Below are 21,799 nucleotides of genomic sequence, written 5' to 3' on the forward strand. Positions count from 1 at the left end.
TTCATAAATGTATACAGACGAGGAAGGCACTTCGTTCAAATATTATTTTAGTTTTTTTATAATCTTTGCAGGATTCCCGCCAACTACTACATTATTAGGCACATCTTTCGTTACGACAGCACCAGATGCGATCACCGCATTGTCTCCAATTGTTACACCTGGATTAATAATTGCTCTTCCGCCAATCCATACGTTATCGCCAATTGTAACTGGTTTTCCGTATTCTGATCCGCTTATGCGCTCTACCGGATCAAGCGGGTGCGTTGCTGTATAAATGTGAACACCTGGAGCTAACATACAGTTCACTCCGATTGTTACTGGACATACATCTAAAATGGTACAGTCAAAGTTCGCGTAAAAATTTTCACCGACATGAATGTTATAGCCGTAATCACATCTAAAAGAAGATTCAAGATGAATGTTATCTCCAGTCGTTCCGAATAATTCTTTTACGATTTCGCTACGCTCTTTTAATTGTACTTCTGGCGTTTCATTTAATTTTCTCGTTAATATACGAGCTTGCTCCCTCTCTTGAACTAAAACTGGATCAGCCGGTATGTACATTTCTCCTAGTATCATCTTTTCCTTTTCTGTTTTCATCATACTATCCCCTTTAACTTATATATATAAGTTCATGATATCATAAAAAAGAAAGGCCTGAACATTTTTCGTTCAGACCTTTCTCTCTTAATCTTCCATCGTTGATAAGTCACCTGTTGGTAAGTTTAACTCCCACGCTTTTAATACGCGGCGCATAATTTTACCACTTCTCGTTTTCGGTAATTTATCTCTAAATTCAATTTGTCTCGGCGCTGCATGAGCTGCTAGGCCTTTCTTTACAAATTGACGAATTTCTTCTTTTAATTCATCAGATGGTTCGTATCCTGCTCGAAGTGCGATAAATGCTTTAATAATTTCGCCGCGCACCGGATCAGGAATACCAATTACACCAGCTTCTGCAACAGCAGCATGCTCGATTAATTTACTTTCTACTTCAAACGGACCAACGCGCTCACCTGACGTCATAATTACATCGTCAATACGCCCTTGGAACCAGAAGTATCCATCTTCATCCATATAGGCAGAGTCACCTGATACGTACCAATCTCCCGGCATGAAATAAGATTCATATTTTTGCTGGTTATTCCAGATCCCACGCATCATAGATGGCCAACCTTTCGCAATTGCTAAGTTACCCATTGTGTAAGGAGGCACTTCATTTCCTTCATTATCAACAATCGCTGCTTTCACACCTGGAATTGGTTTACCCATTGAGCCTGGACGGATTTCCATACAAGGGTAGTTACAAATAACTTGTCCACCTGTTTCTGTCATCCACCACGTATCATGAATACGAAGTCCAAATGCGTTCATACCCCAGCGAATTACTTCTGGATTTAACGGCTCACCAACGCTTAATACGTGGCGCACTTGTGATAAGTCATATTTTTTAATTGCGTCTTGTCCAGCTCCCATTAACATACGGAATGCTGTTGGTGCGCTGTACCAAACCGTCACACCGTAATCTTGCAGTGCTTCATACCAAGCTTCTGGACTAAAGCGTCCACCTAAAATAACGTTTGACGCTCCAACTAACCACGGTGCGAAAATACCGTAAGCTGTTCCAGTTACCCAGCCCGGGTCAGCAGTACACCAATATACATCGTCTTCTTTTAAATCTAATACCCACTTCGCCGTTTGATAGTGCTGAACCATTGCGTTTTGCGCATGAAGCACACCTTTTGGCTTACCAGTAGAACCAGACGTGTAATGTAGAATCAAGCCGTCTTCACGGCCTAACCATTCAATATGTAATTCTTTTGAAGCTTGTTCAAATAAAGGATTGAACGCTACCGTTTTACCGCCTTCTTCTACATTATCTCCAACAAGGAAAACTGTTTTTAAAGCCGGTAAATCATTTAATGGTACGCGCTCTAACAATTCAGGCGTTGTAATTAACACCTTTGCTTCGCTATCTTCTAAGCGATCGCGAACTGCGCCTTCCATAAATGCTTCAAATAGCGGTCCAACAATTGCTCCTAATTTCACTGCACCTAAAAGTGCGAAATATAACTCTGGAGAACGTGGCATAAAAATAAAAACGCGATCGCCTTTTTCTACATCGCCATAATTCTTAAGGACGTTTCCTGCTTTATTAGAAAAATCCTTCATTTCCTTAAATGTATATTTCTCTTTTCGCGATCCATCTTGATAATAAAGAGCTACTTTATTCTTTCGATCGGATTTCGCATGCTTATCAATTGCCTCATACGCCATATTTACTCGGCCTGTTTCATTCCAAGTAAAGTTTTTATTAACCTCTTCCCAGTTAAAATTCGCGTATGCCTCATCATAATTCGGCAAATTATTTTCTCCTTTAATGACAGGAAGCGTTTCTACTTTCATACTTTACATCCCCCTCCTATGTATTCTATTATCTATTATAATGACATTATTTAAAATTTTCAGTATATTTGTTGATTTTTAGACAAATTTTTAATGACAAATTTCGATTCACATCGCATATATTATAAAGTACGATATTAATAGATTCACAAACCCTCAAGGTGGTGAGCAATACATTGATTCATAAAAAAATATATAATGCTAGAAACTTAAAAACAGCGAAAGGCACTTTAATTATTGAAGGTCCTGTCTCTACACATAACTTAGAAATGTATGAGTTTCATCCAGACTTAATTGCGTTTCGTCCTGCCGAGCAACAATATAAAGCAATTGTCGAAATTTCTAAATTACCAGAAGCTCGTCTCATTATTGCTAGACATGACCAAACAATTGTTGGATATGTTACATACTTGTATCCTGATCCACTTGAACGATGGTCAGAAGGAAAAATGGAAAACTTAATTGAGCTTGGAGCAATTGAAGTAGTCCCAGCCTTCCGCGGGAGTTCTGTCGGAAAGAACTTACTAGAGGTTTCTATGATGGACGATTATATGGAAGATTACATTATATTGACGACTGAATATTATTGGCACTGGGATTTGAAACAAACAGGATTGAATGTGTGGGAATACCGAAAAGTAATGGAGAAGATGATGAATGCTGGCGGGTTACAATGGATGGCTACAGACGACCCTGAAATTTGTTCACATCCTGCCAACTGTTTAATGGTCCGCATTGGTAAACGCGTTGATACGGATTCTATTCAAGCTTTTGATCGTCTACGTTTTCACAATCGTTTTATGTATTAATAAAGGGGGCAACTGGAATGATTGTAGAAGAAATTATGAATCAAAATGTAGTTACATTACATCCAAACGATACAATCGAAACAGCAATCCGAACGATACGCACGAAAGGCATTCGGCACATTCCAATTGTCGATCAAAATAATCACGTCGTAGGCATTATTTCTGATCGGGATGTAAGAGATGCAAGTCCGTCTATTCTAGATGAACAAGTTTCACTCGATATGCTACAGCAACCGCTCGAACTTATTATGAAACATCCTGTTATGACTTGCCATCCTCTCGATTTCGTTGAGGAAATTGCTACTTTATTTTTTGAAAATAAAATTGGCTGTCTTCCTGTTACAAAGGCCGGGAAGTTAGTTGGAATCATTTCTGAATCTACAGTACTGCACACATTAGTAAAATTAACAGGAGCACATCAACCAAGTTCGCAAATTGAAATTCAAGTAAAAAACGAACCTGGTATTCTTGGAAAAGTCGTTGCTATTTTTAGTGATTTACAAATAAATATCGTGAGCGTTCTCGTCTACCCAGCAAAAGACGAGAATGATAAAGTACTCGTTTTCCGCATTCAAACGATGAATCCTCTAAAAGTGATTGATGCACTTGAAGCAGAAGGCTACCGCGTATTATGGCCAAACATCATGGGGATGCAAGCATGAGTAGCGCGTTTATTTATTCGGATGACTTTCGGGGCTATTCATTTAGCCCTGATCATCCTTTTAACCAACTGCGCGTCACACTTACGTATGATTTATTACAAAAGGGCGGTTTCATCTCTCCCTCTCAAATCATCTCACCACGGATAGCTACAGATGAAGAGATTGCCTACATTCATACAGAGGAGTACATAAATGCGGTAAAACGTGCTGGAGAAGGAAAGTTAGAAAAATCAATTGCGATGACATATGGACTCGGAACAGAAGATACACCGATGTTCCCAAATATGCACGAAGCAAGCGCATTGCTTGTTGGTGGTACGTTAACAGCTGTCGATGCTGTTCTTTCCGGAAAAGTAAAACACGCGCTTAATTTGGGCGGCGGCTTACATCACGGCTTTCGCGGCAAAGCATCTGGCTTTTGTATTTATAACGACAGTTCTATCGCAATGAAATATATTCAAAAGAAATACGGTTTACGCGTCTTATATATTGATACAGATGCTCATCACGGTGATGGCGTACAGTGGTCGTTTTATGATGACCCTAACGTATGCACCATTTCACTGCATGAAACTGGTCGCTATTTATTCCCTGGAACTGGCGCTGTAAACGAACGTGGACAAGGTAATGGTTATAGTTATTCTTTTAATGTTCCACTCGATGCTTTTACAGAAGATGAATCGTTCTTAGAATCATATCGAACTGTTGTAAAAGAAGTTGCAGCGTACTTTAAACCGGATATTATTTTAACGCAAAATGGTGCTGACGCACATTATTATGACCCACTTACACATCTTTGTGCGACAATGAATATTTACCGCGAAATACCGAAGCTCGCTCGTGAAATTGCTAATGAATATTGCGAAGGTCGCTGGATCGCTGTCGGCGGTGGCGGCTATGACCATTGGCGTGTCGTACCAAGAGCATGGGCACTCATTTGGCTCGAAATGAACAACATCCAAAACATCTCAGGTTATCTCCCTCCAGAATGGATTGAAGCTTGGAAAGGACAAGCAGAAACAGAACTTCCCCTCACATGGGAAGATCCAGACAACATGTATAAACCTATCCCCCGTAAACCAGAAATTGAAGAAAAAAACGCATTAACTGTAGCGAAATCCCTTGAAATTATTCGGAATAATACGACAAAATCTTTATACTAAACGAAAAGGAGGCTCGTTTTTGAATAGCCTCCTTTTATTTAAAGCTTGCTATTATTGTCGTTTTCTGTCGGTAAGTCGATATATTTTAATAATCGCTGATATATTCCGAGTTACGCCGATATATTTTGATAATCGCTGATATATTCCGAGTTGCGCCGATATATTCTAATAATCGCTGATATATTTTCATTTTATAACAGTCTGGCCCAACTTTTATGAGAAAAGGTCGTGATATTATGTGGAAACGACAAATAATCCACACGAAACGTGGTACATTTGAATTCTTTACAAAAGGAGATGGCGAATCGCTTTGTATTACACATCACTATTCACAATTTAATGAAACTGGTGATTACTTTGCAGATGTTTTTACTGCTACGCATCGTGTATTTCTCATTAATTTACGAGATACTGGTCGCTCTGTAACCGCCCAGTCAGAAAACGAATTAAGCATGATTGAAACAATCCACGACTTAGAAGCAATACGAGAAGCATTACAACTTCCAACATGGCATTTCGCCGGTCATTCAACAGGTGGTATGCTTGGACTTTTATATGCGATTACATATCCAAATTCCTTACAATCATTAGTCGTAGCAGGAGCTGCAGCAAGTAACTATACCGAAACACCATTTTGCATTTATCACCCAGCACATCCACAGTTTCATTATATGCAAAAACTCATCGAAAACTTAAAAAGCCCTCACCTTACAAGTGAAGAACGAAAAGAACTATCTACTGAGAGAACAAAATTATCATTGTTTAAACCAGAAAACTACAACTCTTATTTTTGTAAACCAATCAATAAAATAATGTCCGTTAGCCGGATGAACGCTTTCGCCAATGAATATCCTTCATTTGATTTAAGAGAGTATTTACCTTTCATCCAAACAAAGACACTTATTATATGCGGAAGATATGATGTGCAGTGTCCAGTTCAATATTCTATCGAGATACATGATGGGATACGTAATTCTCTCTTCATTCCATTCGAAAACAGCAACCATTATCCTTTTTTAGAAGAAGCGACCCTGTTTACTTCTAGTACTCAAATATTTTATAAATCGTTACGCCAGTACCGTTATTATTAAGGAAAGCTCACAGTCTCTATAAGACTATGAGCTAAATTTTCAGAAGAAATATTTCGTACTATATAAAAATAAAAGATAAAAGGAAAAGAGCACCAAACCTACATCAAACAACACTGACTTTTTATCTCCTTCTTTTAAACCTATCGTAATATTAAAAATGCTTCTAACTATCCAACCTAATACTAAAAATAACCAGCCGAAATGATCATTTGTATAATCTTTATCATAAAACATTTGTATTGCACCAATAATTAATAAAATAATTATAATATTAGTTCCAATCCTTAAGACCTTGTTTGATTTATTATCTTGTAATGTATCTCCCAAAATGTAGCACACCCTCTCATGCTCTACTATGTTTTATCTCTCTTTATATCTTAACACGAATTACCTATTATTTCCTTTTAACAAATAACATAAAAAACCTGCCAATTACTCGGCAGGTATATTACACGTTAAAACGATAACCAGCTCCCCATACTGTTTCAATATATTGCGGGTGAGCAGGATCTCTTTCAATTTTTTCACGTAGCTTTCTAATGTGGACGACAACAGTGGCTAAATCACCAGCGGAATCTAATCCCCAAATGCGTTCAAATAACTGTTCTTTATTTAATACTTGGTTTGGATGTGTGACAAAGAATGTTAATAAATCAAATTCCTTCGTTGTAAACGCAACTTCTTCATTGTTTATAAAAACTTTTCTCGCTCGTTGATCGATAGAAATTCCGTGAATATATAACGTATCACGTTGCTTACTTACATTTCCTAATAATCTTTCATAACGGGCAATATGTGCTTTTACTCTTGCGACTAATTCACTCGGGCTAAACGGTTTCGTTATATAATCATCCGCTCCTAATCCGAGTCCGCGAATTTTATCTATATCTTCTTTTTTTGCTGAAACAAGTAGAATCGGAATATCTTTTACAGCACGTATTTGTTTACAAATTTCGAATCCGTTCATTTTCGGAAGCATAATATCTAAAATAATTAAATCATAGTCTTCTTGCAAGGCTGTTTGTAAACCTATTTCTCCTGAATGCTCTACATCAACTTGGAAATCATTAATTTCTAAATAATCTCGCTGTAATTCTGCAATACTTACTTCATCTTCTATTAATAAAATTCTTTTCAATTTACTCACCACATTCCTCTACTTTTTCCAATGAGAAGAAAATGCTTGTGCCTTTACCAAGCTCGCTTTCCGCCCAAATTTCCCCGCCATGTTCTTCAACAATTTGCTTCGCTATTGCTAAACCAAGTCCACTTCCACCTGTGCTAGAATTCCGCGATTGCTCTGCACGATAAAAACGTTCAAAGATATACGGCAATGTATCAGATTCTATACCTGATCCGTTGTCCATCACTTTCACAATAATTTTATTATTATCACTCGATACTGTTACAGTAATTTTCTTCTCTTCTTTATCCATGTATTTCACACTATTATGAATTAAATTTGATATCACTCTATTGATTTTTTCGCAATCAGCCGTTACATATAGTGGTGATGCATGTAACTGTAGGCGCACTTCTATACCTTCTTCACTTAAATCCATCTGCATCTCTTCTATTAATTCTTGCATAAACGTATTCAATTCAACTGTTTCAAACTGGAATGGAACTCGATTCAAATCGAGCTTCGAAAATAAAAATAGTTCATCAATGAGTGTGTCCATATGTTTTGCCTTCGTATGGATAGTTGTTAAATACTTATCCATTTTTTCTGGCGTATTTGCTACCCCGTCCTTTATTCCTTCTACATATCCTATAATTGATGTAATCGGTGTTTTTAAGTCATGAGAGATGTTTGAAATAAGCTCTTTTCGATTTTCTTCATACTGTGTTTGCATCTCTATCGATTCTTTTAATCTCTTCCTCATTTCCTCAAACCCTTGATTTAATTGCCCTATTTCGTCGTGTGATGTAATTGGTATTTGAAAATCTAAATTTCCTTCTTTAATTTTCTCCGTTGCGCCTTTCAATACAAAAATTGGTTTTATTACACTTCTTGAAACGAGGTAACTTAATAATCCAATGAGTAAAATGGCTAGTAGTAAAAGCGATACGAATAAGATTGGAAATAATTTTTGTGTAAGATCTACAAATGAACTTTGCTTTTTTAATACAAATATACTTCCCTCTTCTTCCTGAGGAAAATAAAAATCAAACTTTACATATCGATAAAATGTATCGCCTAGTTCCGTTGTACCACGACTATTAATATTTGCTGATTCAAATTTCGGAAGGGCTTCTTTTAAAGAAACACTTTCAAATACGTTTGAAGCATATGAAAGTGTTTCTCCTTTTCTTACTACTATTTTCACACCCTCTTTTTCTATTGCTGAGACAAACGACTCATCTAACAATTGAGATTGATGCTGTTTCGCTGCTGACTTCAACTCAAGATAGGCATTCTCTTCTTCTGGTGTAAGCGGCTTTTGAATGTAAGAACTTTTATAGAAATTTTTCACTGCTTCCAAGTCACCTGTTATCGAAAAAACGATTAAAAATCCCGTGACTAATATAAGCGTAATGGAAACGAGGATAACAGCAATATAAGAAAATAAAAACCTTGTTTTAATAGACATATCTTAAATCCTCACTTTATCAAACCTTATTATTTATAAGCATAAAAATATATGTTCAATTACTCAAGCGATTTTATAGTAATTTTAGCGTCAGTTTATAAAAATTTAATGTTCCTATTTTACAGTTGAAATTAGGAGGTTGAAATTCCATGTTCAAAAAAACATTCAGTATGATATGTTGCGTAATTTTTTTACAAGGATGCTCGCAAGAACAAGAAGTAAAAAAGGAGATGATAAACATGGAGACTGCACTACTAGCAGCCACTGAAAAAAATGAAACGAATACTGTTATATCTTTACTAAAACAAGGCGCAAATATAAATGCGACGGATAGTCAAGGACGCACTCCGCTTATGATTGCTACATACAAAAATGATGTAAAAACCGCAAAGGCACTTATCGAAGCTGGTGCTGACGTAAATATCCAAGATGACATGAAAAATAATCCCTTTCTATATGCCGGTGCGGAAGGTTACTTAGACATTTTAAAATTAACAATTGATGCTGGTGCAGATCCTACGATTACAAATCGTTACGGCGGAACAGCTCTTATCCCAGCCTCAGAACATGGCTATATTGACGTTATAAAAGAACTCCTCACTCGAACAAATATTGATGTAAATCATGTAAATAACCTGGGATGGACAGCTTTAATGGAAGCCATCGTACTAAGTAACGGAAACGAAACACAGCAACAAGTCATTCGCCTTCTTATTGAGCACGGTGCAGATGTAAATATTCCAGACAATGATGGTGTTACTCCGCTAGAGCATGCTCGCGCTCATCACTTTGAGGAGATAGAGAAGATTTTGTTAGAAGGCCGTAAGTAAAAAGCTAATTTTTGCCTTCCTCCCCCACCCTATGCTACATTTAAGCCGTTACATTACTATTAATAGGGGGGAATAAACATGAACAAACCTAAAATTGGGATGATTGGACTTGGAAGTATTGCGCAAAAGGCCTATCTTCCAACACTTACAAAAGAAACTGATTGGAATTTTGTAGGGGCGTTTACACCTAACGCACAGAAAAGAAAACAAGTTTGCCAGCAATACCGAATTCAAGACTTTCATTCTATTGAAATGTTAGCTTCGGAATGCGATGCAATCTTCGTTCATAGTTCAACTGCATCGCATTATGAAATCGTTTCTGAACTTCTAAAAAAAGGGATCGACGTTTATGTTGATAAACCGCTAGCAGCTACAGTGGAACAAGCTGAGCAACTAGTCGAGTTGAGCGAGAAGTATAACCGAAAATTAATGGTCGGATTTAATCGCAGATTCGTTCCTATGTATGTCGCTGCCAAAGAACAGGCTCATGATATTTCATGGATTCGAATTGAAAAGCATCGTACAAATAAAGTCGGGCCATATACGTACGACTTCACTATGTTAGATGATTATTTACACATTGTAGATACCGCTCGCTGGTTAGCTAATGATGACCTTAACGCCGTTCACAATATGATGCAAATCAATGAAAAGAATGAACTTCTTTACGGACATCATACATATACAACTCCAAGTGGACTATTACTTTCTACTGCAATGCATCGCCATGCCGGTACAAATTTAGAACAAATTGAACTTGTAACGCCAGGGAAAATCATTCGCGTAAAAAATATGAATACATTTGAAATTGAACAGGAAAACTCAGTTTCACAAAGTGGTTCCCCATCATGGGATACGACGTTAAAACAACGTGGTTTTGAAGATGCTGTTCATCATTTTATTGAGTGTGTACAAGGCGATACAAAGCCTGTTGTAGACGGATTAGAAGGATTAAAAACGCAGCAAATGCTACAATCTTTACTAGATGATGTAAATAAAAATTAAAACGGATACATTTTTCAGAATTTACTTTCATTCCCATTCCCTCTTTATTTCTCTCGTAAATTTCTATAGAATATGTTGATAGGAATTATAAATTTCATAATGAATCGTGGAAAGGATGGGATTAACACATGTGGAACGAGTTTAAAAAGTTCGCTTTCAAAGGGAATGTAATCGATTTAGCTGTCGGGGTTGTAATCGGTGCTGCATTCGGTAAAATCGTTAGTTCTTTAGTAAAAGATATCATCACACCATTACTTGGTATGGTATTAGGTGGCGTTGACTTTACAGATTTAAAAATTACATTCGGTAAATCATCTATTATGTATGGTAACTTCATCCAAACTATTTTTGATTTCTTAATTATTGCAGCTGCTATCTTTATGTTTGTTAAAGTTTTCAACAAACTAACATCTAAAAGAGAAGAAGAAAAAGAGGAAGAACTTCCAGAACCAACAAAAGAAGAAGAACTTCTTGGCGAAATTCGCGACTTACTAAAACAGCAAAACTCTTCTAAAGATAGAGCATAATTGAACGGATAAAAAGGCATGTCCCTCGGGACATGCCTTTTCTATATGCTATAACGTTTCCGAATTCATATGAATAAATAAAATAATACCAGCAACCACAAGTACCATAATGCTACCTGCAAATAGTGTAATACCAATAAACATTAAACTTGTGCTCATATCTACTGATACACTTTCAATAAAAATAGAAATTACATACGTGATAAGGGCAATTCCTGCAAGAATACTTCCTGGAACAAATCGCTTTAAACCATTTTGTTTTAACGTCATATATGCAAAAATAGCAGTCATACAAAGCGTAATTATCCAAAGAACGATCATCTCTTTTCCCCCCTCACAAGCCTTTTCTTTCTATTATACATGACATTGCCCTATAATAGTTAAATTTGCACTTATGTGACATATAACAAGGAATAGCCCCATCTATAGCGAAGGCATTATAACATACACTTATACAATAAGGAGGCTTTCATTTGGAATATACTACTACATGTAAATTAGAGCTATTCGAACGATTCGATTATGTTACGATTGACTTAGACAAACAGTTTTTTTACATCGAAGTTGTAAATTTACAAAGTAATATAACTGTACTAAAAATATCAATTAACTTGCAAAAAGACGAAACGATGGTAGAGGGAAATATAATTCATTATGATACTTTTCACCTAGATGCATTATTACAAGGATTGAAATATGTTGCTCGAACATGTATTGATCACAATTTAAAAAACCAAAAGGAACTGTTCGCATTTTTAGAAGAAAATTAGCTCCAACAAAAAAATGGTTATTTTTTCTTTTTATTGATATAATTGTTATATAGAAATATTCTTTATAAGGGAGTGTTCATAATGATTTGGATTTCACTAATCGTATTAGCTTATTTCATCATTCTCGTCCCAATACAGTACAACTACATTAAAATGCTCAAAGAAAAACAGAAAAAAATGAATGTCTCACAAAACGAACTATATGACAATATGTCTTATGAAGAATCCCAAGTACATTACCATTATCAAAGTAACGTATTTACAATACCTGCTTCGCTTGTCGCAAGTATTATTTATAAAGTGAAACATGCAGCATAATATGTACGCTGTAAAATTATTGTTTGAGTCTGTTCATTCTAGTGAGCCTAATTCTACGAAAATTGATGGGCATTATGAAGAGAATCACAATACACTTTTTGAAGAAAGCATTATTCTTGTTAAAGCAAACAGTTTAGAGGATGCTCACGAACTTGGTAAAAAAATTGCTATGCAATCTGAAGATACGTACGATAATATGTACGATGAGCAAGTAACGTGGACGTTTCGAAAAGTGTTGCATGTGTTTGAATTAGACGATACCCCCTTTGAAACTGGAAAAGAATTGTACGCAAGATTTTTACACGTTAAGAAAAATAAAGCGGTGGATACAGTCGTACAAAAATACTATCCTGAATCCGAAAAAAAGCTCACAGCAAATGCTGTGAGCTTTTTTATACTTACTTCGTTGAATCTCTAAATTGGATACGGTGAGGTAATATAACAGTGTGATCTTCCACTTTTTCTTTGTTCATATACTTTGTTAATAAACGCATTGCTACTGCACCGATATCATACATCGGTTGAACAACTGTTGAAAGCTGCGGACGAACCATTAATGCAAGGCGTGTATTATCGAAACCAAGTACTTCTACGTCAGTTGGTACGTTTAATCCAGCGTCTTGTGCTGCATGGATTACACCTAGTGCCATTTCATCAGAAGACACGAAGATTGCTGTTGGCTTTTCATCATTGCTCCAAAGCTTTTCGAATGCTTCAATACCTGAGTCATATGTGTAATCTCCATCGATTACAAGATTTTCATCATATGAAATACCTGCTTCTTCTAAAGCTTTTTTATAACCTTGTAACTTCTTCGCGCTTCCCGCTTTATCAATGAAAGGACCAGAGACGAAACCGATACGTTTATGTCCTTGCTCGATAAAGTGCTTCATTGCATCATAAGCTGCTTGTGTATAATCAATATTTACTGATGGCGTTTCATTTTGCTCATCAAATGACGCTGCTAATACAATTGGTACTGGAGATTTTTTAAATTCTTCAATGTGAATGTCTGTAATATCTTCACCCATGAAAACAATTCCGTCCACTTGTTTTCCAAGCATCGTATTTAATAAATGGAACTCTTTCTCTTTGTTTTGATCAGAGTTACTTAAAATGATGTTATATTTGTACATTGTTGCGATATCTTCAATTCCACGTGCAAGTTCTGCATAAAACGTATTTGAGATATCAGGAATAATAACACCTACTGTAGTTGTCTTCTTACTTGCTAGTCCACGTGCTACCGCATTCGGGCGGTATCCTAAACGATCAATTGCTTCTAATACTTTCTTTCTTGTTGTAGGCTTTACATTTGGGTTACCGTTCACAACACGAGATACGGTAGCCATTGAAACGTTTGCTTCGCGCGCTACATCATAGATTGTTACGTTCATCTCATCGCACACTCCTTCTATTTTTGTTATCTATTTTTATGTATCGGTTACTTGAATGAAAAAAAGACATCAACTCTATTTGCAGATGCCACCAATCGTCCCGAGTTCTTCCTTTTACTAATGATACGATAAAAACGCAGGCTCATACAATATTTTCCCGCAAAAGTTTCGAAAAAATTCGCTTCTTTTCTCGTATTTTCGTATTTTTTATGAAAAAAGGGCATTTTTTGTAAAAAAATAGATGTTTCCTAAGTAGAAATCTTATTTTAAGCAGTACGATAGTAAATGAAATTTATATCGGCGATTTTTCGAATATATCGACTATAACTCGAAATATATCAGCGATTTTCCAAATATATCGACCGCAACTCTAATTATATCAGCGATTTTTTAAATATATCAACTTACCAACAAAAATCGACAATGACAGTCGCTATACAATAAGAGAAAGCTGTTCCAAAATCCCTTTTTGGAACAGCTCATTAAAAGTTTTTATAATTTACTTCCAAATGATTTTAATTCATTCATAAAATCATTGAACTGCGGTATATTCATTTGCTGCGCCGCATCTGATAAAGCTACAGCTGGATCTGGATGTACTTCAGCCATAATTGCATCTGCACCAATTGCCATCGCTGCTTTTGCAGTTGGTAAGAGAAGGTCACGTCGCCCTGTAGAATGCGTTACATCGATAACGACAGGTAAATGTGTTTCTTTCTTTAAAATCGGCACAGCGGAAATATCAAGCGTATTACGCGTCGCTCTTTCATACGTGCGAATACCTCGTTCACATAAAATAATGTTCCCATTTCCCTTTGCCATAATATATTCTGCCGCATTAATGAATTCTTCAATCGTTGCTGATAGACCACGTTTTAATAATACTGGTTTATTTACAGCACCAGCTGCCCTTAGCAAATCAAAGTTTTGCATATTGCGAGCACCAATTTGAATAACATCAACGTAATCTAATGACATCTCAATATCATTCGGATTTAAAATTTCACTAATAACAGCCAAATCATATTCATCTGCTACCTGGCGCAAAATTTGTAATCCCTCTAATCCAAGACCTTGAAAATCATACGGTGAAGTACGTGGTTTGAACGCACCACCACGCATTAATTTCAGACCTTGCTCTTTCATTACTTCAGCAACTTGACGTACTTGTTCATAACTTTCCACTGCACACGGCCCCATAATAAAATGCTGATTTCCGTCACCAATTTTTTCACCATTAATTTCAACAATCGTATCTTCTGTTTTTTTCTTACGAGAAACAAGTAATGCTTTACGATGATCATCTTCTTGTAATTCTAAACCAGCTTGAAAAATTTGTTTGAAAATATGTTGTAAAGTCGAAGTTTCAAATGGACCATTATTATTCTCTGCAATTAAATCCAGCATATTTCTTTCACGTACAGGATCAAAACGTTTCACACCTTGTACTTCTTTTAAATTACCAACTTCTTGTACGAGACGACCTCTTTCGTTTAGTAACTCTAATATTTGTAAATTAAGTTGATCAATTTCAGAACGTAAACGACCTAATTGTTGTGATGCCATAAGAAAGCCACCTCTTTCAAATTCCTATATGTTACTTTTTTAAGATAACTTATTATAGCTGATACATATACGATTGTCACACGATATACAGCAATGAATTACTATCAAAAAACGTTGTATATTTTCATTTAAAATAAAAAAGACAGTTTACATACTGTCTTTTTTACAAGAAGGAAACAAACGGTTTATCACTGTTTTTCTCTTTTATAATCACAGCCTCGATTTTACTCTCGGACTTGATCTGTAATTGTACTTTCGCATCTTTAGGCAATTTGTCTAACATACCTTGCGCAGCCAATTGGGTAAGAGCCATTAATTCTGTTTTACCGTTATATTTAATAACAATATTCATATTTAATGTATCCATTTGATCTTTCTTATAAGAAACTTTAGCGTTGACTGGAATAAAATCTCCATTAGAAAAACCTTTTATTTCCTTAGCAAAGTTATTTATTTTTGTATTATCTTCTCCATGTGCTTGTGTAAATTCATCAGAAGGATATGAATACGACTTTTCATCAATTGTACTCCAATTTCCAAGGTTCGTATCATTCTTTTGAACAGTAGCACTAGCAATATACGTACCATTTTTTAAAGAACTAGTACTTTCTTGCTTAAAGATAGCAAACGTAATTGGAGATTTGTTATACTTATCATTTTTGTTAATAGCTTCAATAAGTTGTTTAGCAACTTCAGTCCCTTTAGACATAGCCTCTTCATTCGATACACTTGAAGACATAGCTAAGCCAATCATAACACCAGATAAACTTAATTCATTTGAATTCTGTTTTCCGAAATAGTCTTGTTCTATAATATTCGTCAAAACTGGCGCTTCTACTTTCGCAACTAGTTCATCAATTAGTTTCTCTGGAATATACTGGTTTAATTGCAGTACGTAACTCTCTGTATCAAATTGCTGCGTTGCAATATTTATTAAACCATTTTCATACTCTGCTAAATCTAATTTAGAATTTGTTTTTATATTAGCTGTATTAATAACCTTTTGTTCTTTTAAAGGAATAACAGTTCTATAATAATCTTTAGAAACAGCAGTTCTCGGAATCATACTTTTTTCTTTTGTATCTTTTTGTATAACTTCATCCTTCTTACTAATCGTATTACTATTGTTACTACAAGCTCCTAGTAATAAACTTACGACTGCGAAGGATAATGCCATTTTCTTCATTACTTAAAACCTACTTTCAACAATCTAGTTATTTAGTTTGAACTATTAATAGTGTACCACTAAATATATTTCAACAAAAACAAAAAAAAAGAAGCAAGCACCTTTAGCTTGCTTGTTTTTACTTTATATTCTCTTCTAAAGCATCTTTTTTAATATTCCAATGAGATGTATTCCATACTACCATCCCATCTTTTATGTATAGCACTTGCGGTGATTCATGTCTAATACTGTATTGTTCTGCAACACGATTTGACACATCTCTCGCATCTTGTACGTATAAGTAATACGCTGGCACTTCTCTTTCTTCGCTGCAATACGCTTGAAATTCTGTGTATGCACCGTGACTAATCGGGCATGTCGTACTATGTTTAAAAAGAACATACGGCTCGTTCTTTTCTACTAAGACTTCAAACTCTTCAATTGTTTCAAGTTTTGTCATATTCATCACGATTCACCTCTCATACGAAATCTAGAGCGCTTCTCTTTCTTTTCAGCTTTTTTCTCAATTCTTTCTAATTTACGCTCTTCTTTTTCAACCTTCTTCTCTTGTCTCGACGCACGGTAATGATTGTATACTTCAATCGCCGCACTGCTCCACTGTACAACTTGCGCTACTTTATCAGCGTTATTTTCAATTTCGTCCGTTACAGAGTCCGATACATTACGAAGCTTCGTATTTAAAGATTGGATTGTCGTTCCAATCCCATCTACACCCGCTACCACTTTATTTAATGACTGTGACTTCTGTTGAATATCATCAGCTAACGCATTCGTTTTATGTAATAATTGCTCTGTCTCTACGCTAATTCCTTGCATTTGCTTTTCTAAACCTTCTAACGTACTTGCAACGTTTTCCAACGTCTTCTGAACCGATAACAACGTTCTGCATACATACACTACTAATACTGCAAAAGCAACCGCGATAATAGCCGCACTTACATATAAAAGAACTTGCATTTCATCACTTCCTTTATCTTTTTCATACTTTCCCCTATTATACAATCATTTTCCGTTTCATTCTAATCCCTATCTCATCATTAGAATTTTCATACTTATTCGTTAACTGTAACATAAATCATTCAACAAATTCCACTAAGTAGGTTACAATAGGAGAGGATACATAATTAGTAGGGAGGCTTTACATATGAAAGATCCACGTATTGAAAAGTTAGCATACAATTTAATTAACTACTCTATCCGCTTACAAAAAGGTGAAAAAGTATTAATTGAAAACTTTGGCTTACAAAAAGAACTTGTAACTGCACTTGTAAAAGAAGCATATGCAGCTGGTGGTTTCCCATTCGTCTCTTTAAAAGATCATCAAGTAGATCGCTCTTTATTAATGGGTGCTACTGAAGAACATTTCGAACAAATCGCTGCATATGAAGCAAGCGTAATGAAAGACATGGACGCTTATATCGGTCTTCGCTCTGGCGATAATATTAATGAACAAGCTGACGTTCCAAGTGAGCGTATGAAAGTTCATGGCCAAACAGTTAGTAAAAAAGTTCATAGAGATATTCGCGTTCCAAAAACACGTTGGGTTGTTCTTCGCTACCCAAATGCTTCTATGGCACAGCTTGCTAAAATGAGTACAGAAGCTTTCGAAGACTTCTACTTCGAAGTATGTAACTTAGACTACGGTAAAATGGATAAGGCAATGGATAGCCTTGTTACATTAATGAATAAAACAGATAAAGTTCGTTTAACTGGTCCTGGAACTGACTTAACATTCTCTATTAAAGACATTCCAGCAATTAAATGCTCAGGCCATTTAAACATTCCAGACGGTGAAGTATACTCTGCACCAGTTCGTGATTCTGTTAACGGTACAGTTTCTTACAACACACCATCTCCTTACAACGGTTATACATTTGAAAATGTACAACTTAAGTTTGAGAACGGTCAAATCGTTGAAGCAACTGCAAACGATACAGAGCGCATTAACAAAATCTTCGATACAGACGAAGGCGCACGCTACGTTGGTGAGTTCGCAATTGGCGTAAACCCATACATCTTACATCCAATGGGAGACATCCTATTCGATGAAAAAATCGATGGCAGCTTCCACTTCACTCCTGGACAAGCTTACGACGATGCATGGAACGGCAACAACTCGAACATCCACTGGGATTTAGTATGCATCCAACGCCCTGAATACGGCGGCGGCGAAATTTACTTCGACGACGTACTAATCCGTAAAGACGGACGCTTCGTTGTACCTGAACTAGAAGCTTTAAACCCAGAGAACTTAAAATAATAATAAAAACGCCCGGAATTTTCGCCGAGCGTTTTTATTTCTTTCCTACCATTTCTATTTTCACATGTGGATTTTCTTTCTCTATAAGCCCCAAGAATTCATCCATATTTTGCGGCATCGCAACCATATGTACTTTATATGCATTCGTCGTAATTTCAAGAGACTTTCCGACCTGACGTATAATTCTCACATCTTTTAATACAATATCATCGTTTAAAATACCGTACTTTAATACGCCATTTTCTACTTTATGTTTTTTAATAAATACTTCCCAAACGAGTGGTACATTTACAATGAAGCATAAACCCATCCCAATCAACGCTGACATCCAATGCGCTTTATTGGTGAAAAGCATGACAATTGGATATATAAACATAAACGCTAACGTAAGACAAACGAAAATGACTACTGACTTACTTCTTTGAATTGGAAAGTTCATACCTACACCCCCTAACCCAAATTATACCACTATTTCCATTTTGCTTCATAGAAAAAGGCCATTTCTAAATGACCTTTTACACAATGTACCTATAAAATTTCTTATCTACCTGTAGCACCGGAAAGTTTTTCGGCAACTCGTCTATACTCACACTTTCAAAACCATTCTTTTCATAAAAACGATGTGCCGCTAAAAATTTTACTGTTGTTCCTAAGTAAATATCTTTCAATTTTTTATCCTCAGCCCATGAAATTGCTGTTTGAAGCAACATATGTGATGCGCCCCATTCTTTTCCGCGAAACTCTTTCTTCACGAACATTTTTCTTAACGCTACTTGATGATTCTCAATATCTAATAAAGCTACTGTTCCAACTACTTTACCATCATAAATTGCTATCCAAAAGTTTCCGTAATCCTTTTGATAGAATGTTTCTATTTCAAGTAAATCAGGTTGCTCTTCTTTCGTAATTGAAACATTATACTCTTTTTGCTGAATATGAACGATAAGATCTACTACTTCCTCTTGAAACGTACTTTCATACGGAATAATGCGTATCTTCTCGTTCATCGAATCTCCTTCCACTCTGAAGCTAGTAAACTATATACAGCGATATCGTGAAAATGATCATATAGCCATTCATCATCTCTTAAAATGCCATCTAACTTAAATCCTAAACGTTCTGGAATAGCGCGGCTTTTCACATTTTCAACACCGCATCTAATTTCCATTTTATTTAATTTTAAATTCTCAAATGCATAGTGAAGTACAGCCTTCACACTACGCGTCATAATACCTTTCCCGCCAGCATCTTCTGCAAGATAATACCCAAGACTCGTCGCTTTCTTCCCCCAGCTCACTGGATGAATACCTACCATCCCAACGAGCTTTCCTTTGTAACGTATGCCACTTTCAAAACCATCTCCCTCTGCAAATTTCTTTAACCACATCGGAAAAATCTCATCATAAGCATCAGCAGATTTCGTCCCATCTACCCAAGGGAGCCATTTTCGTAAATGATTACGGTTTTGATCTAATAATTGATATAATTCCTCTTTATGATGTTTTTCTAGTAATTGTAGTTCGATTTCGTCATCTACTCGGAGTGTGAACATGTTTTTTAGTCCCCTTTTTAGTTTTCTTATTATTCTAACACTTATATTTCAAAACGCGTACCAATATATCAACGATTTTTGAAATATATCGAACACAACTCCATATATATAGACGTTTCAACATTAATGCACAACCACGACAACAAAAAAAGACGCATAGCCAAGCTATGCGTCTTTCCTATTACTTCTCTGCAACTTGAACTTCTTTTACGTAAGCTGCTTCGAATTTTTGGATGTCTCCTGCGCCCATGAAAATTAGAACGCCGTTTTTATGTTTCTTTAATACATCCGTTGTTGTATCTGTAATTAGTTCTGCACCGTCAATACGCTTTTGCAGATCTTCGATTGTTAATTCACCTTTGTTTTCGCGTGCTGATCCGAAAATATCACATAAGTATACTTGATCAGCTTTGCTTAGGCTTTCTGCGAACTCATCTAAGAACTTTTCTGTACGTGAGAATGTGTGTGGCTGGAATACAGCGACAATTTCACGCTCTGGATGTTTTTGACGAGCAGCTTCAATCGTTGCATTAATCTCTGTCGGATGGTGTGCGTAGTCATCGATGATTACTTGCTCTCCCATCGGCTTTTCATTAAAGCGACGTTTTACGCCTTCAAAAGTTGTTAATTGATGTTTTACTGCTTCTACATCAACATTTTCATAATGGCAAAGCGCGATTACTGCTAACGCATTTAATACGCTGTGATTGCCGTATCCTGTAATTTTGAACGTATCATAGTACGTGTTACGAACGAATACATCGAATATCGTGCCATCTGTTCTCTTTTGGATGTTGCGTGCTTGGAAATCATTATCTTCTCCAAATCCATAGAAAATAACAGGTACTTTCGCTTGAATTTTTTGAAGTTCTTCATCATCTCCACATGCAATAATGCCTTTTTTCACTTGCAATGCCATCTCTTGGAATGCACTGAATACATCATTGATGTCTGCAAAATAATCTGGATGATCAAAATCAATATTCGTCATAATTGCATAGTCTGGATTATAAGACAAGAAATGACGACGATACTCACAAGCTTCAAATACAAAATACTTACTATTTTCTACCCCATGCCCTGTTCCATCTCCAATAAGGTAAGATGTTGGGTGTGCACCTTGCATTACATGGGCTAACAAACCTGTTGTTGATGTTTTTCCGTGTGCACCAGTTACAGCAACACTTGTGTATTGGCTCATCAGGTCACCTAAGAAATGATGGTAACGATGGACTGGGATGTTTAATTCTTTTGCTGCTACGATTTCTTCATGCGTATCAGGAAATGCATTTCCTGCAATAATCACTTGTCCTTCTTCTACATTATTCTTATCAAAAGGAAGGATCGAGATACTACGCTTTTCCAACGCTGTTTGTGTAAAGAAACGCTTTTCATAATCAGACCCTTGAACAGTATGCTTCATATCATGAAGAATTTGCGCTAATGAACTCATTCCTGTTCCTTTAATTCCTACAAAATGGTAAACTGTCATCTTAAAGAACCTCCAACATTTCGAACTAATACAACGGCCTATCTATAAGACAGTATATGAATCTTTTCTTATTTTGGTAATCATCATACATTTTTGATGTAGTGAAGTTATTCTTCCCTTCACTTATCAGGATAAACTCGTACGTACTTCTTTATATATCCATAACAAGTC

At 36.0% G+C, this 21,799-nt stretch carries 26 protein-coding genes; 11 read left to right on the forward strand and 15 right to left on the reverse strand.

The annotated features are described in order from the left end of the window. Positions 1 to 42 precede the first annotated feature (42 nt). Together HFD78_RS09030 and acsA are read right to left on the reverse strand one after the other, a co-directional pair. Complete coding sequence (locus HFD78_RS09030) at positions 43 to 603, reverse strand: maltose acetyltransferase domain-containing protein (protein ID WP_002101427.1); 561 nt, start codon at positions 601 to 603, stop codon at positions 43 to 45. An 84-nt stretch (positions 604 to 687) separates the two neighbouring features. Continuing rightward, positions 688 to 2,406: an acetate--CoA ligase gene (gene acsA / locus HFD78_RS09035; RefSeq protein WP_000862049.1), complete on the reverse strand. Its 1,719-nt coding sequence runs from the start codon at positions 2,404 to 2,406 to the stop codon at positions 688 to 690. 176 nt (positions 2,407 to 2,582) lie between these two features. Between acsA and acuA the strand changes: the two genes are divergently transcribed. The 4 genes from acuA (at position 2,583) to HFD78_RS09055 (ending at position 6,131) form a co-directional block, all read left to right on the forward strand. After that, the gene (gene acuA / locus HFD78_RS09040) at positions 2,583 to 3,215 is read left to right on the forward strand and encodes an acetoin utilization protein acetyltransferase AcuA (protein WP_000581388.1); all 633 of its coding nucleotides are present in this window, start codon (positions 2,583 to 2,585) and stop codon (positions 3,213 to 3,215) included. Between the two features lie 17 nt (positions 3,216 to 3,232). After that, positions 3,233 to 3,877 carry an acetoin utilization AcuB family protein gene (locus HFD78_RS09045; RefSeq protein WP_000634583.1) on the forward strand — a complete coding sequence of 215 codons (645 nt, stop codon included), beginning with the start codon at positions 3,233 to 3,235 and terminating at the stop codon, positions 3,875 to 3,877. Then, on the forward strand, positions 3,874 to 5,040 hold the full coding sequence (gene acuC, locus HFD78_RS09050; RefSeq protein ID WP_097998290.1) for an acetoin utilization protein AcuC: 1,167 nt from the start codon (positions 3,874 to 3,876) through the stop codon (positions 5,038 to 5,040). Before HFD78_RS09045 ends, acuC begins: the two co-directional genes overlap by 4 nt. Before the next feature lie 215 nt (positions 5,041 to 5,255). After that, positions 5,256 to 6,131, forward strand: coding sequence for an alpha/beta fold hydrolase (locus HFD78_RS09055; protein ID WP_170950071.1), 876 nt, complete (start codon positions 5,256 to 5,258; stop codon positions 6,129 to 6,131). A 39-nt stretch (positions 6,132 to 6,170) separates the two neighbouring features. Here HFD78_RS09055 and HFD78_RS09060 read toward each other — a convergent pair whose 3' ends face one another. The 3 genes from HFD78_RS09060 to HFD78_RS09070 form a co-directional block, all read right to left on the reverse strand. Beyond that, complete coding sequence (locus HFD78_RS09060) at positions 6,171 to 6,458, reverse strand: hypothetical protein (RefSeq protein WP_000502934.1); 288 nt, start codon at positions 6,456 to 6,458, stop codon at positions 6,171 to 6,173. A gap of 121 nt (positions 6,459 to 6,579) precedes the next feature. Continuing rightward, on the reverse strand, positions 6,580 to 7,269 hold the full coding sequence (locus tag HFD78_RS09065) for a response regulator transcription factor (protein WP_001986686.1): 690 nt from the start codon (positions 7,267 to 7,269) through the stop codon (positions 6,580 to 6,582). Between the two features lies 1 nt (position 7,270). After that, entirely contained in the window at positions 7,271 to 8,725 is a 1,455-nt protein-coding gene (locus HFD78_RS09070; RefSeq protein ID WP_000023889.1) for a sensor histidine kinase, read from the reverse strand. A gap of 149 nt (positions 8,726 to 8,874) precedes the next feature. Between HFD78_RS09070 and HFD78_RS09075 the strand changes: the two genes are divergently transcribed. The 3 genes from HFD78_RS09075 (at position 8,875) to mscL (ending at position 11,087) form a co-directional block, all read left to right on the forward strand. Then, positions 8,875 to 9,555 carry an ankyrin repeat domain-containing protein gene (locus HFD78_RS09075; protein ID WP_000474110.1) on the forward strand — a complete coding sequence of 227 codons (681 nt, stop codon included), beginning with the start codon at positions 8,875 to 8,877 and terminating at the stop codon, positions 9,553 to 9,555. A gap of 78 nt (positions 9,556 to 9,633) precedes the next feature. Continuing rightward, on the forward strand, positions 9,634 to 10,560 hold the full coding sequence (locus HFD78_RS09080; protein WP_001039709.1) for a Gfo/Idh/MocA family protein: 927 nt from the start codon (positions 9,634 to 9,636) through the stop codon (positions 10,558 to 10,560). Positions 10,561 to 10,688: 128 nt separating this feature from the next. Then, positions 10,689 to 11,087, forward strand: a complete 399-nt coding sequence (gene mscL / locus HFD78_RS09085; RefSeq protein ID WP_000267003.1) for a large-conductance mechanosensitive channel protein MscL — start codon at positions 10,689 to 10,691, stop codon at positions 11,085 to 11,087. Between the two features lie 48 nt (positions 11,088 to 11,135). On the opposite strand, the gene HFD78_RS09090 is transcribed toward mscL, so the two are convergent. Beyond that, complete coding sequence (locus tag HFD78_RS09090) at positions 11,136 to 11,408, reverse strand: DUF3917 domain-containing protein (RefSeq protein ID WP_000636590.1); 273 nt, start codon at positions 11,406 to 11,408, stop codon at positions 11,136 to 11,138. A gap of 152 nt (positions 11,409 to 11,560) precedes the next feature. On the opposite strand from HFD78_RS09090, the gene dhp61 reads away from it, so the two are divergent. The 3 genes from dhp61 to HFD78_RS09105 all read left to right on the forward strand — a co-directional run bounded on the left by dhp61 (position 11,561) and on the right by HFD78_RS09105 (position 12,593). Beyond that, positions 11,561 to 11,857, forward strand: a complete 297-nt coding sequence (dhp61, locus tag HFD78_RS09095; RefSeq protein ID WP_000456862.1) for a protein Dhp61 — start codon at positions 11,561 to 11,563, stop codon at positions 11,855 to 11,857. A gap of 81 nt (positions 11,858 to 11,938) precedes the next feature. Further along, a complete protein-coding gene (locus tag HFD78_RS09100; protein WP_000637899.1) occupies positions 11,939 to 12,175 on the forward strand; it encodes a DUF3949 domain-containing protein in 237 nt (78 codons plus the stop codon). Position 12,176: 1 nt separating this feature from the next. Next, on the forward strand, positions 12,177 to 12,593 hold the full coding sequence (locus HFD78_RS09105; protein WP_050428231.1) for a DUF4288 domain-containing protein: 417 nt from the start codon (positions 12,177 to 12,179) through the stop codon (positions 12,591 to 12,593). Here HFD78_RS09105 and ccpA read toward each other — a convergent pair. The 5 genes from ccpA to HFD78_RS09130 all read right to left on the reverse strand — a co-directional run bounded on the left by ccpA (position 12,574) and on the right by HFD78_RS09130 (position 17,281). Continuing rightward, positions 12,574 to 13,572, reverse strand: coding sequence for a catabolite control protein A (gene ccpA / locus HFD78_RS09110; protein WP_001103297.1), 999 nt, complete (start codon positions 13,570 to 13,572; stop codon positions 12,574 to 12,576). The two genes, HFD78_RS09105 and ccpA, sit on opposite strands and share 20 nt — an antisense overlap. 492 nt (positions 13,573 to 14,064) lie before the next feature. Further along, positions 14,065 to 15,138 (reverse strand): bifunctional 3-deoxy-7-phosphoheptulonate synthase/chorismate mutase, encoded by a 1,074-nt coding sequence (locus tag HFD78_RS09115; protein ID WP_098005889.1) that lies wholly within the window; start codon positions 15,136 to 15,138, stop codon positions 14,065 to 14,067. 163 nt (positions 15,139 to 15,301) lie between these two features. Beyond that, positions 15,302 to 16,324: a CamS family sex pheromone protein gene (locus tag HFD78_RS09120; protein WP_191968063.1), complete on the reverse strand. Its 1,023-nt coding sequence runs from the start codon at positions 16,322 to 16,324 to the stop codon at positions 15,302 to 15,304. Between the two features lie 118 nt (positions 16,325 to 16,442). Next, on the reverse strand, positions 16,443 to 16,769 hold the full coding sequence (gene ytxJ / locus HFD78_RS09125) for a bacillithiol system redox-active protein YtxJ (RefSeq protein WP_053563540.1): 327 nt from the start codon (positions 16,767 to 16,769) through the stop codon (positions 16,443 to 16,445). Further along, positions 16,769 to 17,281: a DUF948 domain-containing protein gene (locus tag HFD78_RS09130; RefSeq protein ID WP_001197720.1), complete on the reverse strand. Its 513-nt coding sequence runs from the start codon at positions 17,279 to 17,281 to the stop codon at positions 16,769 to 16,771. The genes ytxJ and HFD78_RS09130 overlap by 1 nt, the downstream gene beginning before the upstream one ends. A 187-nt stretch (positions 17,282 to 17,468) precedes the next feature. Here HFD78_RS09130 and HFD78_RS09135 point away from each other — a divergent pair, with 187 nt between their 5' ends. Beyond that, positions 17,469 to 18,584, forward strand: a complete 1,116-nt coding sequence (locus tag HFD78_RS09135; protein WP_097814254.1) for an aminopeptidase — start codon at positions 17,469 to 17,471, stop codon at positions 18,582 to 18,584. 34 nt (positions 18,585 to 18,618) lie between these two features. Here HFD78_RS09135 and HFD78_RS09140 read toward each other — a convergent pair whose 3' ends face one another. The 4 genes from HFD78_RS09140 to murC all read right to left on the reverse strand — a co-directional run bounded on the left by HFD78_RS09140 (position 18,619) and on the right by murC (position 21,628). After that, complete coding sequence (locus tag HFD78_RS09140) at positions 18,619 to 19,023, reverse strand: PH domain-containing protein (protein ID WP_001010629.1); 405 nt, start codon at positions 19,021 to 19,023, stop codon at positions 18,619 to 18,621. A gap of 76 nt (positions 19,024 to 19,099) precedes the next feature. Then, on the reverse strand, positions 19,100 to 19,591 hold the full coding sequence (locus HFD78_RS09145; RefSeq protein WP_001003149.1) for a GNAT family N-acetyltransferase: 492 nt from the start codon (positions 19,589 to 19,591) through the stop codon (positions 19,100 to 19,102). Continuing rightward, positions 19,588 to 20,136, reverse strand: coding sequence for a GNAT family N-acetyltransferase (locus tag HFD78_RS09150; RefSeq protein ID WP_000494682.1), 549 nt, complete (start codon positions 20,134 to 20,136; stop codon positions 19,588 to 19,590). The genes HFD78_RS09145 and HFD78_RS09150 overlap by 4 nt, the downstream gene beginning before the upstream one ends. Before the next feature lie 181 nt (positions 20,137 to 20,317). Beyond that, the gene (murC, locus tag HFD78_RS09155) at positions 20,318 to 21,628 is read right to left on the reverse strand and encodes a UDP-N-acetylmuramate--L-alanine ligase (RefSeq protein ID WP_000219468.1); all 1,311 of its coding nucleotides are present in this window, start codon (positions 21,626 to 21,628) and stop codon (positions 20,318 to 20,320) included. Positions 21,629 to 21,799: the final 171 nt, after the last annotated feature.

The organism is Bacillus sp. EKM501B (assembly GCF_011800505.1).
GTDB lineage: Bacteria > Bacillota > Bacilli > Bacillales > Bacillaceae_G > Bacillus_A > Bacillus_A cereus.